The organism is Nonomuraea sp. H19 (assembly GCF_052068215.1).
Classification (GTDB): domain Bacteria; phylum Actinomycetota; class Actinomycetes; order Streptosporangiales; family Streptosporangiaceae; genus Nonomuraea.
Map to the genome: position 1 here is coordinate 328,561 of NZ_JBQHCV010000002.1, position 13,971 is coordinate 342,531.

Annotated in this window: 14 protein-coding genes; 6 read left to right on the top strand and 8 right to left on the bottom strand. The window is 71.2% G+C overall.

What is annotated here, in order from left to right:
- Nucleotides 1-3: 3 nt before the first annotated feature.
- Both ACTMTI_RS05185 and ACTMTI_RS05190 read right to left on the bottom strand, forming a co-directional pair.
- Complete coding sequence (locus ACTMTI_RS05185; RefSeq protein ID WP_441118447.1) at nucleotides 4-1,290, bottom strand: M1 family metallopeptidase; 1,287 nt, start codon at nucleotides 1,288-1,290, stop codon at nucleotides 4-6.
- Nucleotides 1,287-5,120, bottom strand: a complete 3,834-nt coding sequence (locus ACTMTI_RS05190; protein WP_441118448.1) for a Pls/PosA family non-ribosomal peptide synthetase — start codon at nucleotides 5,118-5,120, stop codon at nucleotides 1,287-1,289. Before ACTMTI_RS05190 ends, ACTMTI_RS05185 begins: the two co-directional genes overlap by 4 nt.
- Before the next feature lie 204 nt (nucleotides 5,121-5,324).
- Between ACTMTI_RS05190 and ACTMTI_RS05195 the strand changes: the two genes are divergently transcribed.
- The 3 genes from ACTMTI_RS05195 to ACTMTI_RS05205 all read left to right on the top strand — a co-directional run bounded on the left by ACTMTI_RS05195 (nucleotide 5,325) and on the right by ACTMTI_RS05205 (nucleotide 7,277).
- Nucleotides 5,325-5,492, top strand: a complete 168-nt coding sequence (locus tag ACTMTI_RS05195; protein WP_441118449.1) for a hypothetical protein — start codon at nucleotides 5,325-5,327, stop codon at nucleotides 5,490-5,492.
- 110 nt (nucleotides 5,493-5,602) lie between these two features.
- The gene (locus ACTMTI_RS05200) at nucleotides 5,603-6,397 is read left to right on the top strand and encodes an SDR family oxidoreductase (protein WP_441118450.1); all 795 of its coding nucleotides are present in this window, start codon (nucleotides 5,603-5,605) and stop codon (nucleotides 6,395-6,397) included.
- Nucleotides 6,398-6,590: 193 nt separating this feature from the next.
- Nucleotides 6,591-7,277, top strand: coding sequence for an L-2-amino-thiazoline-4-carboxylic acid hydrolase (locus ACTMTI_RS05205; protein ID WP_441118451.1), 687 nt, complete (start codon nucleotides 6,591-6,593; stop codon nucleotides 7,275-7,277).
- 21 nt (nucleotides 7,278-7,298) lie between these two features.
- On the opposite strand, the gene ACTMTI_RS05210 is transcribed toward ACTMTI_RS05205, so the two are convergent.
- The 3 genes from ACTMTI_RS05210 to ACTMTI_RS05220 are packed head-to-tail and all read right to left on the bottom strand — an operon-like array spanning nucleotide 7,299 to nucleotide 8,729.
- On the bottom strand, nucleotides 7,299-7,661 hold the full coding sequence (locus tag ACTMTI_RS05210) for a hypothetical protein (RefSeq protein WP_441118452.1): 363 nt from the start codon (nucleotides 7,659-7,661) through the stop codon (nucleotides 7,299-7,301).
- Nucleotides 7,655-8,095: an acyl-CoA thioesterase gene (locus ACTMTI_RS05215; protein WP_441118453.1), complete on the bottom strand. Its 441-nt coding sequence runs from the start codon at nucleotides 8,093-8,095 to the stop codon at nucleotides 7,655-7,657. Before ACTMTI_RS05215 ends, ACTMTI_RS05210 begins: the two co-directional genes overlap by 7 nt.
- A gap of 1 nt (nucleotide 8,096) precedes the next feature.
- A complete protein-coding gene (locus ACTMTI_RS05220) occupies nucleotides 8,097-8,729 on the bottom strand; it encodes a TetR/AcrR family transcriptional regulator (protein WP_441118454.1) in 633 nt (210 codons plus the stop codon).
- 115 nt (nucleotides 8,730-8,844) lie between these two features.
- Between ACTMTI_RS05220 and ACTMTI_RS05225 the strand changes: the two genes are divergently transcribed.
- Both ACTMTI_RS05225 and ACTMTI_RS05230 read left to right on the top strand, forming a co-directional pair.
- Nucleotides 8,845-9,834 carry a pirin family protein gene (locus tag ACTMTI_RS05225; RefSeq protein ID WP_441118455.1) on the top strand — a complete coding sequence of 330 codons (990 nt, stop codon included), beginning with the start codon at nucleotides 8,845-8,847 and terminating at the stop codon, nucleotides 9,832-9,834.
- Nucleotide 9,835: 1 nt separating this feature from the next.
- Entirely contained in the window at nucleotides 9,836-10,168 is a 333-nt protein-coding gene (locus ACTMTI_RS05230; RefSeq protein ID WP_441118456.1) for a tetratricopeptide repeat protein, read from the top strand.
- A 60-nt stretch (nucleotides 10,169-10,228) separates the two neighbouring features.
- Here ACTMTI_RS05230 and ACTMTI_RS05235 read toward each other — a convergent pair whose 3' ends face one another.
- Together ACTMTI_RS05235 and ACTMTI_RS05240 are read right to left on the bottom strand one after the other, a co-directional pair.
- Complete coding sequence (locus ACTMTI_RS05235; RefSeq protein WP_441118457.1) at nucleotides 10,229-11,434, bottom strand: cytochrome P450; 1,206 nt, start codon at nucleotides 11,432-11,434, stop codon at nucleotides 10,229-10,231.
- 32 nt (nucleotides 11,435-11,466) lie between these two features.
- Entirely contained in the window at nucleotides 11,467-12,063 is a 597-nt protein-coding gene (locus ACTMTI_RS05240) for a TetR/AcrR family transcriptional regulator (protein ID WP_441118458.1), read from the bottom strand.
- 92 nt (nucleotides 12,064-12,155) lie between these two features.
- Here ACTMTI_RS05240 and ACTMTI_RS05245 point away from each other — a divergent pair, with 92 nt between their 5' ends.
- A complete protein-coding gene (locus ACTMTI_RS05245; RefSeq protein ID WP_441118459.1) occupies nucleotides 12,156-12,401 on the top strand; it encodes a hypothetical protein in 246 nt (81 codons plus the stop codon).
- A 283-nt stretch (nucleotides 12,402-12,684) separates the two neighbouring features.
- On the opposite strand, the gene ACTMTI_RS05250 is transcribed toward ACTMTI_RS05245, so the two are convergent.
- On the bottom strand, nucleotides 12,685-13,968 hold the full coding sequence (locus ACTMTI_RS05250; protein WP_441118460.1) for an MFS transporter: 1,284 nt from the start codon (nucleotides 13,966-13,968) through the stop codon (nucleotides 12,685-12,687).
- Between the last annotated feature and the right edge of the window lie 3 nt (nucleotides 13,969-13,971).

The following is a 13,971-nucleotide window of genomic DNA, read 5'->3' on the forward strand; positions in this document are numbered from 1 at the left end:
GAATCAATGGCGCGGCGACGGGCCCAGGGGAGGAAGCGGCTTGTCATGCAGCCAGGCGGACAGCAGCGGTCCGACCGGGCGCGAGGTGTGCCGCTGGACGTGACCCGCGAACTCCTGAGTAGTGACGCTCCCGTGCCGGCGCTCGGCGGTCCAGGCGCGCAGGGCGAGGAAGAAGACCTGGTCGTCCAGGGCACGGCGCAGAGCGTGCAGGGTGAGTGCGCCCCGCTTGTAGACGCGGTCGTCGAACAGCACCGCCGCGCCGGGATCCGCCAGGATGAAGTCCTGCGGGAGCAGCGCGAGCCGGTGGTGCCAGCGCCTGGCGTGGTCGTCGGCGGGCGGGCCGCCCGAGGCCTCCGACCAGAGCCACTCGGCGTAGGTGGCGAAGCCCTCCTGCAGCCAGATGTCGCGCCAGCGGGCCACGGTGAGGCTGTTGCCGAACCACTGGTGCGCCAGCTCGTGCGCGATCAGGCGTTCGCACCCGCGCACGCCGTCGACATGGTTCCGCCCGAAGATCGACATGCCCTGGGCCTCGACCGGGATGTCCAGGTCGTCGTCCGTCACCACGACGGTGTAGCCGGTGAACGGATAGGGCCCGAACAAGTCGGCGAACAGCGCCATCATCTCGCCCTGGCGGCCGAAGTCGTGCCGCACGCGCGTGGCGAGGCGCGCCGGATGGGCCAGGCGGGTTCCGGCGACCTCGGAGAGCTGGTAGCGCCCGATCTGCACGCTCGCCAGGTAGCTCGCCATGGGCTCGTTCTGCTCGTAGATCCACGTCGTGGTCCCGGCGGCGCGGCGCGTGGCGACGAGCACGCCGTTCGCGATGACCTGGTACGGCGACGCGGTGGTCACAGAGATCCGGTAGGACGCCTTGTCGCCGGGCCGGTCGTTGCACGGGAACCAGGAGGGCGCGCCGATCGGCTGGCCGGCGACGAGCGCGCCATCGGTCAGTTCCTCCCAGCCCAGGCCGCCCCAGGGGCTCGGCACCGGTACAGGGCTGCCCGAGTAGCGCACCTCGACGAGGACGTGCGCTCCCGCCGGCAGCGGCCTGGGCAGGGTCACGCGGAGCTTGCCCTGGCCGTGCGAGTAGCGGGCCGAGCCGCCGTCCACGGTGACGCCCGAGACCCGGAACCTGCCGAGGTCCAGGTCGAGGGCGTTGAGGGGTTCGGCGGCGGACACCGTGAGCCGGGCCGTGCCGTCGAGCCGGTTGGCCGGGACGCGGTATTTCAGGGTCAGGTCGTAGTGCGAGACGCCGTACCGGTGGTCGCCGTGCTGTGGGAAATAGGACGTCATCGCCACGCCGTGATGGGGTTGCCGAACCACCGGGCCCGGTCTGGCACGATCTCGCCGCGCATGACCAGCGAGGCGGGCCCGATCGTGGTGTCGGCGCCTACCCGCGCGGCCGGCAGCACCACGCCGTGCGGGCCCAGCGTCGCGCCGGCCTCGAGCGTCACCGTGTCCATGCTCATGACTCGGTCATGGAACAGGTGGGTCTGCAGGACGCAGCCCCGGTTGACGCATGCCCCGTCGCCGAGTGTCACCAGATCCGCCTCGGGGAGCCAGTACGTGTCACATGTGACCCCATGTCCAATGCGTGCCCCGAGTGAGCGCAGCCACACGTTCAGTGGCGCGGTGCCCAGCCAGGGCCGCGCGAACCAGGGCGCGGCCAGCACCTCGACGAAGTTGTCCGCCAGCTCGTTGCGCCACACGAACGAGCTCCACAGCGGCTGGTTCCCGATCCCGATCCGGCCGACCAACGCCCACTTGGCGGCCGTCGCGACGGCCGCCGCGGCCACCCCGGCGGCCAGCATGACCACGCCGCCCAGGGCGGCCGCGGCGGCGAAGCCGTACCGTGCCGCGAGCCCTTCGAAGGCGGCGGCGACCAGGACGGCGAGCGCGACCGCGCACATCGCGGGGACCACGCGGAACGCCTCGACCAGCGCGCGGGCCGCCTTGTATCGTGCGGGCGGGTTGTAGGTCCGGCTCCTGTCGGCCTCTTCGGCGGTGCGGCGCAGCTCCATGGGAGGCATGCCCACGTACGAGGAGCCGGACTTGGCCTTCTTCGGCGCGGCCGACAGCACCCCGACCAGGCCGTCCTTGGGCACCTTGCGGCCGGGTGCGGTCATCCCGGAATTGCCCAGGAAGGCGCGCTTGCCGATGCGCGCCGACGCGATGTGCATCCAGCCGCCGTCGAGCTCGTAGGGGGCGACCATCGTGTCGTCCGCCAGGAAGGCGCCGTCGCCGACCGACGTCATCGTGGGCAGCGCGAGGACCGTGGAAAGCTCGACGCCGCGGCCCACCTTCATGCCGAGCGTCCGCAGCCACGCGGGGGTCAGGACGCTCGCGTACAGCGGGAAGAGCCAGACGCGCGCCGAGGCCATCAGCCGTCCCGTCGCCCAGGCCTGCCACGCCTGGCGGCTGTGCACGGGGTGGTGCCCCGGGCGCAGGCGCAGCCCGAGCAGCCGCACGCTGACCAGCGTGATCAGGGCGAAGGCCGCCATACCGGTGATCGTCGCCAGCGGCACACCGGTCAGGGCAGCGGCGAGGGCCTCGCCGAGCGTGCGGGCGTCCCGGGCGAACGCGGCGAGCACCGCGAGACCTGCCCCGGCCGCGACCGCGGGGAGCAGGCTGAGCGTGATGGCGGTCAGGACGTACATCGACGCCCAGAAGCGCGAGCGGGCGGCTCGCTCTCCCGGCTTGCGAGACTTGCCCTGCCTGAACGCCGGCGCGCCGGCCCAGAGCTCGCCCGAGGGTACGGTGCCGACGACTGCCGATCCCGGGGCTATCCGGGAGTTCTTTCCGATCCTCGCGCCGGGCAGCAGCGTCGCGCGGGAACCGACGGTGGCGCCGGCGCCGATCCGGATCTCGCCGATGTGCAGCAGGTCGCCGTCGTACCAGTGGCCGCTGAGGTCGACCTCCTGCTCGACCGACGCGCCCCGGCCCAGCCTGAGCAGTCCCGTGACGGGCGGGGGCGAGTGCAGATCGGCGTCCGCGCCGACCTGGGCGCCGAGCAGCCGGGCGTACCACGCCATCCAGGGCGCGCCGGCCAGGTCGGGGACGCCGAGCCTGGCCGCGAACTGCTCGGCGAACCACAGTCTCAGATGTACGCTGCCACCGCGCGGATGGCTGCCCGGCCGTACGCCGCGCAGCAGCAGCCGGGCGAGCGCCGCGGACAGGCCCATCCGCCCCATGGGGGTGACGAACGCCAGCGCGCCCAGAGCCACCCACCACCATGACAGAGCCGGTGCCCACGGCGGCGCGAGCAGGTTGTTGAGCGCGGCGAGCAGCACGATCCAGCGCATCGCGCCGACGGTGAGCAGCGGGACCATGAGCAAGGACTGGATCAGGGCAGCGCGCCGGGGCATGGGGACCACGGGCGGTCGCGCGGGCTCGCGTTCACCTCTCGCGACCAGGAGCCGTGCCAGCCCGGCGAGCGTCGGCTGCGCGTACACGTCGCCCACCGCCACATCCGGATAGTCGGGGCGCAGCACGGACACCAGCCTGGCCGCGGCGAGGCTGGTGCCTCCGTCGGCGAAGAAGTCCGCGTCGGGTCCCTCTGGCGGCACGCCGAGGATGCCGGTCCACCGCTCGGCCAGCAGCGCCTCGGCCGGGCTCCACTCGGCTGCGGGCGCGGGCGGCTCGGCCAGCGGCCAGGGCAGCGCGTCACGATCGATCTTGCCGGAGGTCCTGGTCGGGAGGGAGTCGACCACCGCAAGGCGCGGCACCAGAGCGGCGGGCAGCGAGCCGGCGAGCAGTTCGCGGGCCTCAGCGATGTCGAAGCCGGGCCCGGTGACGACGTAACCGATGAGCACCTGGTGCCCGCCACCCGCGGTGCGGACGGCGGCGGCCGCGCCGGTGACGCCGGGCAGCGCCTGTAACGCCGCGTCCACCTCGCCCAGCTCGATCCGGCGCCCGCCGAGTTTCACCTGGTCGTCGGCCCGGCCGACGAAGATCAGGCCCTCGGAATCGGCCCGTACCAGGTCACCGCTGCGGTAGGCGCGTTCCCAGCCCAGCGACGGCAGCGGCGCGTACTTCTCGGCGTCTTTCGCCGGGTCCAGGTAGCGGGCCAGGCCCACGCCTCCGATGACCAGCTCGCCGGTCTCGCCCATGGCCACCGGCTCGCCCGAGTCGTCGACCACCGCCAGGTCCCACCCGTCGAGGGGCAGCCCGATGCGTACGGGGCCGTCGCCCGTGAGCCGCGCCGCGGACGCCACCACCGTCGCCTCGGTGGGCCCGTACGTGTTCCACACCTCCCGACCCGGTACGGCCAGCCGCTCCGCCAGCTCGGGAGGGCACGCCTCGCCGCCGAAGATGAGCAGCCGGATCCCGCCGAGGTGCTCGACGGGCCAGAGCGCGGCCAGCGTCGGTACGGTCGAGACGGCTGTGATGCGCTGGGCGGCCAGCCAGGGTCCCAGGTCAATCCCGGTGCGCACCAGGGCCCTGGGCGCGGGCACGAGGCAGGCGCCGTGCCGCCAGGCCAGCCACATCTCCTCGCATGAGGCGTCGAAGGCCACGGAGAGACCGGCCAGCACCCGGTCGCCGGGGCCCAGCGGACGATCCGGCAGGAAGAGTCCCGCTTCGGCGTCGACGAATGCGGCCGCGGACCGGTGCGTCACCGCGACGCCCTTCGGCCTGCCGGTGGAACCGGACGTGAAGATGATCCACGCGTCGTCGTCCGGAAGGGGCGGCGTGGCAGCCGTCCCCGCGCCGCCGTGAACCGTCAGCTCGCCGGTGAGGACGGCGTCGACTCCGGCTTCGGCGAAGACCAGTTCGGCCCGTTCGTCCGGGTCGTCGGCGTCGACGGGCACGTACGCGGCACCGGCCGCGAGCACGGCGAGGATGGAGACGTACAACTCGGCCGTCCCCGACGCGATGCGCACGCCGACCCTGGCCCCGCGGCCGACCCCGGCTTCCGCCAGCTCGGCGGCGACCCGGTCCACCTCGGCACGCAACGAGCGGTAGTCGAGGCACACGGTGCCGTCGTCGAGCGCGGGCGCCTCCGGGTGCAGGCGCGTGGTCTCGTCGAGGATGTCGAGCAACGTGCGAGGTGGCGGCGCCAGCAGGCCGGCGGGATAGACGGCGGAGACGATTCTTGGGCGTAGTTCGGCCGAGTTGCGAGACAAGCGCTGCTCCCTGAGTCAGATAGTCGGTGGCGCCTGCCCTGGGAGGGCATAAGCCCGGCATCCGAATCATCCGCCACCATCGTGGCGTTCGCGCCACCCCCGTGCTCAACGGCCTCTGTGGCCGACGCTATTCCGGAGCCACTCTGGGTGTGTTCCACGTCATTTGCAACTGATGACCAAGCGGTGGCCGCCAGAGTGGCGGGCATGAAGACGAAGAAGATCATCCTGGTGGCGGCGCTGGCCGTCACCGCGGTCCTGGCCGTCGCCGCCGCCGCTGCGGCGGCCGCACCGCAGCGTGGCGGCTCCGGCATGCTCGCCGCGACCGACGACGGCAAGGGCGAGTACGACATCAAGGACGTGCCGCACGCGTGACGGCCGCGCCGGGAGTCCCGCCCGAGCAGCGGATTCGCCCGGGTGTCACATTCCTCCCTCGCGCCGGGTCAGCGCACTAGAGGCCCACGAAACGAGCGAATGAGGAAGCCATGACGTCACAGATTCTGGTCACCGGCGGGACGGGCACGCTGGGGCGCCTGGTGGTGCCGCTGCTGCGGGAGGCCGGCTGCGCGGTGCGGGTGCTCAGCCGGGGCGGCCACCCGCACGAGGCCGGCATCGAGTACGTGACCGGCGACATCTCCACCGGTGAGGGGCTCCAGGCGGCGGTGGACGGGGTCGAGACGATCGTGCACTGCGCGGGGAGTGCCAAGGGAGATGAGGTCAAGGCCCGGAACCTGGTGCAGGCGGCGTCGCGGGCGGGTGCCCCGCACGTGGTGTACGTCTCGGTCGTCGGCGCCGACCGGGTTCCGGTCGTCAGCGGCGTCGACCGCGCCATGTTCGGCTACTTCGCGGCCAAGCGGGAGGCCGAGCAGATCATCGCCGAGTCCGGACTGCCGTGGACCACGCTGCGCGCCACCCAGTTCCACGACTGGGTTTGGCTGACGCTGGGGCTGATGGCCAAGCTGCCGGTGCTGATGACGTGGGGCGGTGTCCGGTTCCAGCCGGTCGACACCGGTGAGGTGGCGGCCCGGCTGGTCGAGCTCGCCCTGGACAAGCCGGCCGGGCTCGTGCCGGACATCGCCGGGCCGCGCGTGCACAAGATGGAGGACCTGGCCCGCGACTACCTCAAGGCCACCGGCAAGCGCCGGCTGGTCCTGCCGGTCCGGAGTCCGGGCAAGGCCGCGGCCGCGTTCCGCGCCGGTGCCAACCTCGCTCCCGACCACGCCGTCGGCCGCCGTACCTGGGAGGACTTCCTGGCCGAGCGGGTGCGCCGAGGCCGGTAGGGCGAGGCATGGCTGGACATGATCGCCGAAGGCGTGGCAATCTGGCCGGGACAACATCAACACAAGCTTGTCAGCGCCTGGTCGGTCGGTGGAGTGCGCTGGCGTGCTCGCTCGGTCGCGAGCACGGCCAGTCGTGCCTCCAGGCAGGATCACGGTCGTGTACGCGTGCCGAGCCGTACACGAAAGGACCGTCATGTCCACCGACCAGTTCGGCCTCGCCGAGGGCGGCTACGTCCCCGATCCCGATCGCGACACCGCCCTCCTGCTCGACGCCTTCTACGACCACCTCGCCGCCATCCTGCGCGAGCACGCGCTTCCCGGCGAGCTCCTGACCGCCATGCGGGCACGTCAGGAGGAGCTCGAAGCGGCCGGCCAGCACTTGATCGTCGACGAGCCGGCCCGCTACAACCTGCGCTTGACCGTGGCCTTGGCGGCCGCGTACCAGGTTCTGCTGCCCCGGCTGGGGCGGGAGGCGGCCGTCGCCGCCGTGCGCGAGGCGTTCATCGAACCGCTCGGCGACACCATGAAGGAGGGGACCCGGGCGATGCTGGACGCCGCACCGGACCCGTTCCAGGCCATGGTGGCGCTGAGCAAATCGCGTGAGGAGCAGGCGTTCGGGAAAGGGTTCGTCTTCGACCGGCCGGTCGACGACGATCAGCGCTATCACGTCGACGTCCGCCGGTGCTTCTATCACGACGTGCTGGTCGCCAACGGGGCGCCGGAGCTGACGCCGGCCATGTGCGCGTTCGACGCCAACTGGATCGAGGCCATCGAACCTGACAGGCACGGCTTCCGATTCGACCGCCGTACCACCATCGGGCTGGGTGGCACACACTGCCCCTTCCATTTCACCCGGAACCGGGAAGCGGGACAGGCCTGAGCCCGCCCCTCTGCTCCCGCGTCAAAGGGCTCGCCACAGGGCGGTTTTGTCCAGCGTGTCGATCTGCCAGATGCGGGAGCGGAGGGTGCCCCGGTGCCGGTATTCGCGCATGATCTGTACGTGCGCGCGGAGCCGGACGAACTCCTGGAGATCGCCCTCGTCGCGCCACACCGACAGCGAACCCACCCGGCGGGTGGCCAGGTCCGTCCACAGCCACATGCCCACCGCGCCCGGCAGCGTCGGCCACAGGCGGCTGAGTGACCGGCCACGCCGGGCGATGCCGGGCAGGTCGAGGATCCGGTTCGTCCGGAAGTCGGTCAGTGCGGCCACCAAGGGGCCGGGCTGTGCCGCCGCCGGACCTGCGATCCAGCGTGACCTCAGCACGGCGCCGCCGCCGCGAGCATCAGAGGCGCGGCAGCGGCGCGGAGCTCGTCACTGAACGGCGCCGGCCGGAAGGTGGCGGGGTCCAGGTTGACGTTGACGCGATAGCCCTCCGCGTGCACCACCGCGCCATCCGCCGAGAGCACGCGGAACCCGTACACCCCGCTCGTACGGCCAAGGCGGTCGATCCAGAAGTGCACCAGCGGCTCGCCCACCCCCGCAATGGGGACGTTGTAGGTCACCTTGAACTCGCGCACGGCCAGGAACACGTCCTTGAACGCCGACACGGCGGCGTCGGGAGCCCAGCCGAGCCGGCGCCAGTAGGCGGTGATCGCCCGCTCGACCAGCAAGGCGTAGCGGGAGTTGTGCAGCAGGCCCATCGCGTCGAGGTCATCGAAGTGCACCTGGACCGGCTCGCGAACGCCGAATTCGATCATGTCAATCCTCCGGGAGCAATTCGGGGTGAGGGGAGAGGGCACGCAGGCGCTGCAGTACGCCACGGCGGGCACGGACGAGGGCAGGCGGCCCGTCGAGCAGCCGGGAATGGATGATGACCATCTCGCCGAGTGCGTCGATCTCGTAGGCGAGCTGGGCCGGATCCACGCTCTCGACCAGCTCGCCCCGCTCCACGGCGGCGACCACGAGCCGGCGGATGAACTCCTGCCACTCGCTCATGGCCCGCGCGAGGCGGTCGCGCACCGCTCCGGGCCGGTCGTCGAACTCGGCCTGCACGGCGAAGAAGAAGCACCCACCGGGCAGCACGCCATCGCCGTAGAACGTCAGCCGCGCCTCGTGCAGCGCGAACAGGCGCCGCACGCCCGCGGGGGCGCGCAGCGCGGGCTCCGCCACCTGCTCGGTCCATTGGCGGGTGGCCCATTCCACGGCATCGAGCTGGAGCTGCTCCTTGTCGCGCCAATGCGCGAAAAGTCCGGACTTGCTGATGCCGGTCGCCGCCGCCAGCCGTCCCAGGGAGAGTCCGGCCAGCCCGTCGATGGAGGCCAGCTCCACCGCCTGCTGGAGGACCGTCTCGCGGCTGCGCATCCCACGCAGCCGCCGGCCGTCTTCTGTCATGCGACCAGACTATATTAACGACCGGTCGGTCATGTAGTTCGGGTCCGGGGAATGCCTGATGATGCCCCGGTGTTCAGGCGAGCAGTGATTGAAGATTCAACAGTCAGGAGAGATCATGCCCGCCATCACCGCCGACACCCTGACCCTGCCGCGCGTCGCCGTACCTGACCCGGCCGCCGTCGGACGCCGGCCCGTACGGTCGGTGACGACCGCGCCCAGCGGGTTCGAGGGCGAGGGCTTCCCGGTACGGCGCGCGTTCGCCGGCGTGCCGCAGTCCCTGCTGGACCCGTTCATCCACATGGACCAGATGGGCGAGATCGAGTACGCCCCCGGCGAGCCCAAGGGCACCCCCTGGCACCCGCACCGCGGCTTCGAGACCGTCACCTACATCATCGACGGCATCTTCGAACACCAGGACTCCAACGGCGGCGGCGGCACGATCACCGACGGCGACACCCAGTGGATGACCGCCGGGTCCGGGCTGCTGCACATCGAGAAGCCCCCGGAGCACCTGGTGGTCTCGGGCGGCCTGTTCCACGGCGTCCAGCTGTGGGTCAACCTGCCCCGCGCCCACAAGTTCCACCTGCCCCGCTACCAGGACATCCGCGGCCGCCAGGCGGCGCTGCTCGCCTCGGCCGACGGTGGCGCGCTGCTGCGCGTGATCGCCGGCGAACTGGACGGGCACGCCGGTCCCGGCGTCACGTTCACCCCGATCACGATGGTGCACGCGACCGTGAGCCCCGGCGCGCGGCTGGAGCTGCCGTGGAACCCCGGCTTCAACGCCCTCGCGTACGTGCTGGCCGGGCAGGGCTTCGCCGGGGACGAGCGCAGGCCGGTACGCAAGGGGCAACTGGCCGTCTTCGGCCAGGGCGGGGCGCTCACCGTCGCCGCCGACCAGACCCAGCCCCAGGCCGAGCCGAACCTGGAGGTGCTGCTGCTCGGCGGGCAGCCGATCCGCGAGCCGGTCGTGCACTACGGCCCCTTCGTGATGAACAACCGCGCCGAGATCATCCAGGCGATGGAGGACTACCAGGCCGGCCGCCTGGGCGTCGTCCCCGCCGACCGCGTTCCGCACGCCGACGGGCCCGTCCCGGGAGAGGAGTGACATGCTGACCGAGAAGCTGGCCGAGGAGTACGAGCGCGGCCGCCTGTTCTTCGGCTCGGAGGACTACATCGGGGCCGCTCGCATCCTGGCCGAGGTGGTCGCGGCGGCCCCGGACAACCTGGCCGCCCGGCTGCTGCTGGCCCGCGCCTACTACCACTCGGCCCAGCTCGGCCGGGCCGAGGCCGAGCTGCGGCTGGTCCTGGAGCGCGACCCGGCCGAGGGGTACGCGCATCTGCTGCTCGGCCGTACGCTGCAGCGCCAGAACAGGCCGAAGGACGCCGAGCCGTACCTGCGCCTCCATGCCGCTATGACCGGAGAGACTTCTGGGGGATGAGGTACGCCACGGTGCTGGACCCGGACAGGCACCGGCACCGACCTGTACGCCACGCTTCCGTCATGAGCTGAAGCGGACGGGCATGTGCTTGATGCCGTTGATGAAGTCCGAGCGCATCCGCCTGACGGGACCGGCGTGCTCGGCGGCGGGGAAGCGGCGCAGCAGCTCCCTGATCATGCTGCGGATCTGCAGCCGGGCCAGGTTGGCGCCCAGGCAGAAGTGCGGTCCGCCGCCGCCGAACGTCACGTGGTCGTTCGGGTCGCGCCGGATGTCGAACGTGTGGGGGTCGGTGAAGATCTCCTCGTCATGGTTGGCGGAGGCGTAGAAGGTGACCACCTTCTCGCCCGCCGCGATCGGCTGGCCGCGAAGTTCGGTGTCCCTGGTCGCGGTGCGCCGGAAGTTGTGGATCGAGGAGCCCCAGCGCAGGAACTCCTCGGTCGCGGTGCGCCACAGGTCCTCGTCGCCGAGCCCGGCGGCCAGGTCGCGGTAGCTGTCAGGATGGGTGATGAGGGCGTTCATGGCGTGCGCGATGAGGTTGCGGGTGGTCTCGTTGCCCGCCACGAACAGGATCACGAAGAACGAGTCGATCTCGTCTCTGGTCAGCCGGTCGCCGTCCACCTCGGCCTGCACCAGGGCGGTGATGATGTCATCGCGCGGGTGCTTGCGCCGCTCCTCGACCATCCCGTCGCAGTACGCGAACGCCTCGGCGGCGGCGATCTCGCCGTCCTCCGGCGTCGAGCGGAAGTCGGGATCCTGGAATCCGACCATGCGGTTGGACCAGTCGAAGATCAGGGCATGGTCCTCTTCGGGGACGCCGACCAGGTCGCAGATCGTCTGGAGCGGCAGGTACTGGGCCACGTCCTCGATGAACTCCACCTCGCCGCCCTTGTCCAGCACGGCGTCGGCGATCTTTTCGGCGCGCCGCTGGATCGTGCCCTTGAGCTGGGCGATCATCTTGGGCGTGAAGCCCGCGCTGATCAGCCGGCGGTAGCGGGTCTGCTTGGGCGGGTCCATGTTCAGGAGCGTCAGGCTGGCGATGGCGATGAACTCGGGCGTCTGCGTACGGATGAACGCGGTGCCGAGCTGGGTGGACCAGGTGTGCGCGTCCCGGCTGATCGCCTTCACATCCTGATATTTCGTGATAGCCCAGAACCCCGTGTCGTCCGGCACCTCGTGCCAGTAAACGGGCGCATTGCGGCGCAGGTAGTCGAACTGGTCGTGCGGGACCTGGCGTTCCCAGGTGTCTTCGAGCAGGTCGATTCGCATGGATGCCTCCTTCGGCGCGGGCGTTGGCCTCGTCAGTGCAGCCCGAGCAGGTCGCGCAGGCTCTCCACGACAGCCCGCGCCTCGACTGCCGGGGGATCGAGCCGGTGCTGCAGTGCGCAGCCGATGAGCACGCCGAGCACCGCCACGGCCGTCTCCTCGGGGGATCGGCGGAGCGGCACGCCCGCCGCCTCGGCCCAGCCGGACAGCCCTTCGGCGAGCCGGGCGCGTACGTCGGCGTACCGTCTGGCCAGCGGCTCGGCGATGGCGGGAGCGCGCGCGCCGTGCAGCCACAGCTCCATCTCCAGCAGGAGCCATGACGCGCCGCGATCGTCGTCCTGGCGGGTGAGGGCGGCGAATATGGCGGCCAGCCGCTCGTCGAGCCCGGTGATCTCCTCTTCGAACCCGGCGAGCAGTTCGGCCGCGGCCTGCTCCTTCCACACCTCCAGCAGAGCCAGGAGCAGCCCTTCCTTGCCGCCGAAGTGGTTGTAGAGCGCGCCGGTGGTGCGGTCGGCGGCCTCGGCCACCGCCTCGGCGGAGACGGCGTGGAATCCCTTGCGCGCGAACAGGTCGGCCGCCGCGTCGATCAGCCGCGCCCGCGTCTCGGCCCGCCGCTGATCCTGACTAGGCATCGACCCGATCCCGGCGAATATCGGAATCCCTACATATATCCATGACCCGATATAAGACCCTAGCGAGCGCTTGGTCAAGAACTGTCGGCCACATGCTGTGCACCGTCTCCGACCTGCCGGAGCTAGGGGACTTCGTGCTGCACACCGACCAGGACACACTCGCCCGCCGGATCGAGGCGGACGATGCGGCGGCCTCGAATTGGCGGATGAAGCACCTGCCGGCCTACCGCGAGGCCTTCCCCTGGCTCAGCCGGGAAGGCCACGTCGTGGACACGACCGGCACTCCGCCGGCCCAGGTGGCGAGGAGCATCGCGGCCGGCGCTGGACTGACCTTCTGAGGGCATTCGGACCGCCCGTCACGGTGGATGAGCGGTCTCGTCGTCCACAGGCTGTGGACCGCGTGCTTCGTGAATCAGGAGGAAGGGGGACGACCTCCTCGGGATCCCTACTTTTCGTGGCCCGGCCCCGCTCTAACACCGGCCACATCGGGGTTGTGCTGCGGCAATGCCAGGCCGGCCGATGCTGACGGAGCGTTGGCCCGACGTGCGGGCGGCGCTGTGGTGAGGCCACGCGTGCCAGGCTTTATCCACAGGAGGCGCGAGTTATCCACACCCTGTGGGTTCAGCGCTCCCGGGAGGCTTCCGGTGCGGCGATGATGACGTCGTGATCGTCGTCGCGGTGGCCTCCGATCCGCTGGAGGCCGGGATCCATCTCGGGCATGCGGTTCTCGCGCAGCAGGAGCAGACCGAGGGCCGGCACGCCGGCCAGCGCGGTCATCAGGATCGCTGCCGCTGGCAGATTGCCTGCCACCAGCATCGGCGTGACGAGGGCGGCGCCGATGGGCGGGGTTGCCTGCATCATCGTGCGAAAGACGCTGAAGACGCGGCCGCGCTGCGATGGGGGGACACGTTCCATGCGCAACGACTGCGCCCATACCGTCATGGGGGCGCTGAACGTCCCGACGATGAGGAACGCCGCCGTGACCGGGACCCAATGGGGAGTCCCCAGCACGGCGAGGATGCCTGCGGCGGCCACGAGCTGGACGACGGCGATCGCGGCCGGCCTGCCGATCCTGGGGCGCCAGGCTCCCGCGACGAAGCCGCCCAGCAACTCGCCCGCCGACAGGGCGGCCATCAGGAGCGACAGGGTGGCGCCGTTGCCCGGAAGCTGCTCCTTGGCCAGCCATGGGGCCACCACCATGGTCATCGCGCCTTCGGCGATGTTGAACGCCATGAAGGCCAAGGTCGTACCGACGAGGACCTTGTCGCGGAAGACCGTGGTCTTGGGACGGGATTTCTCGATCTGCTGAGGGTGGGGCCGCAGGGGCGTGCGGATCCGCATGAGCGCGAAGGCGAAGCAGGCGTAGGTGGCGGCGTCCAAGGCCAGCAGGTTCGCCGGGCCGAGCATGGTCAGGAGAGGGGCGGCCAGCGTGAAGCCGATGATTCCCGACAGGGAGTAGCTCACGGACTCCAACGCGTTGGCGGCGTCGCGTTGCCCGGGGGCCACCAGGTCCGGGAGGGCCGCGGGGACTGCGGCCATCGGGACCATTTTCAGCAGGCCGTACACGGCTGCGACCACGAACGGGAGCCACTCCGGCACGCTGCCTACCCCGGCCGCCAGCGGGATCGACGCCACCACGAGACCACGCAGGACGCTGTCGGCGATCAGGATCGTCCGCTTGTCGAAGCGGTCGAGCACGGGACCGGCCGCCAGGCCGCCGATCAGGACCGGGGCGGTGTAGCAGACGGCCAGCAGGCCCAGCTTCGCGGTGCCATCCCGCTGGGCCAGCACGAGCCAGGACAGCGCGATGAACGTCATGCTGTCGCCCATCACGGAGACGGAGGCGCCCAGCCAGAGGCGGCGGAAGTCCGGTTTGGTGGTGAGGAGGGACCGATAGGTCGACATGGG

What these genes read in the sequence shown, in the direction of transcription:
- ACTMTI_RS05185 (WP_441118447.1), bottom strand. Translation starts at nt 1,290, where the DNA reads ATGACGTCCTATTTCCCACAGCACGGCGACCACCGGTACGGCGTCTCG.
- ACTMTI_RS05195 (WP_441118449.1), top strand. Translation starts at nt 5,325, where the DNA reads ATGAAGACGAAGAAGATCATCCTGGTGGCGGCGCTGGCCGTCACCGCG.
- ACTMTI_RS05200 (WP_441118450.1), top strand. Translation starts at nt 5,603, where the DNA reads ATGACGTCACAGATTCTGGTCACCGGCGGGACGGGCACGCTGGGGCGC.
- ACTMTI_RS05205 (WP_441118451.1), top strand. Translation starts at nt 6,591, where the DNA reads ATGTCCACCGACCAGTTCGGCCTCGCCGAGGGCGGCTACGTCCCCGAT.
- ACTMTI_RS05215 (WP_441118453.1), bottom strand. Translation starts at nt 8,095, where the DNA reads ATGATCGAATTCGGCGTTCGCGAGCCGGTCCAGGTGCACTTCGATGAC.
- ACTMTI_RS05220 (WP_441118454.1), bottom strand. Translation starts at nt 8,729, where the DNA reads ATGACAGAAGACGGCCGGCGGCTGCGTGGGATGCGCAGCCGCGAGACG.
- ACTMTI_RS05225 (WP_441118455.1), top strand. Translation starts at nt 8,845, where the DNA reads ATGCCCGCCATCACCGCCGACACCCTGACCCTGCCGCGCGTCGCCGTA.
- ACTMTI_RS05230 (WP_441118456.1), top strand. Translation starts at nt 9,836, where the DNA reads ATGCTGACCGAGAAGCTGGCCGAGGAGTACGAGCGCGGCCGCCTGTTC.
- ACTMTI_RS05235 (WP_441118457.1), bottom strand. Translation starts at nt 11,434, where the DNA reads ATGCGAATCGACCTGCTCGAAGACACCTGGGAACGCCAGGTCCCGCAC.
- ACTMTI_RS05240 (WP_441118458.1), bottom strand. Translation starts at nt 12,063, where the DNA reads ATGCCTAGTCAGGATCAGCGGCGGGCCGAGACGCGGGCGCGGCTGATC.
- ACTMTI_RS05245 (WP_441118459.1), top strand. Translation starts at nt 12,156, where the DNA reads ATGCTGTGCACCGTCTCCGACCTGCCGGAGCTAGGGGACTTCGTGCTG.
- ACTMTI_RS05250 (WP_441118460.1), bottom strand. Translation starts at nt 13,968, where the DNA reads ATGTCGACCTATCGGTCCCTCCTCACCACCAAACCGGACTTCCGCCGC.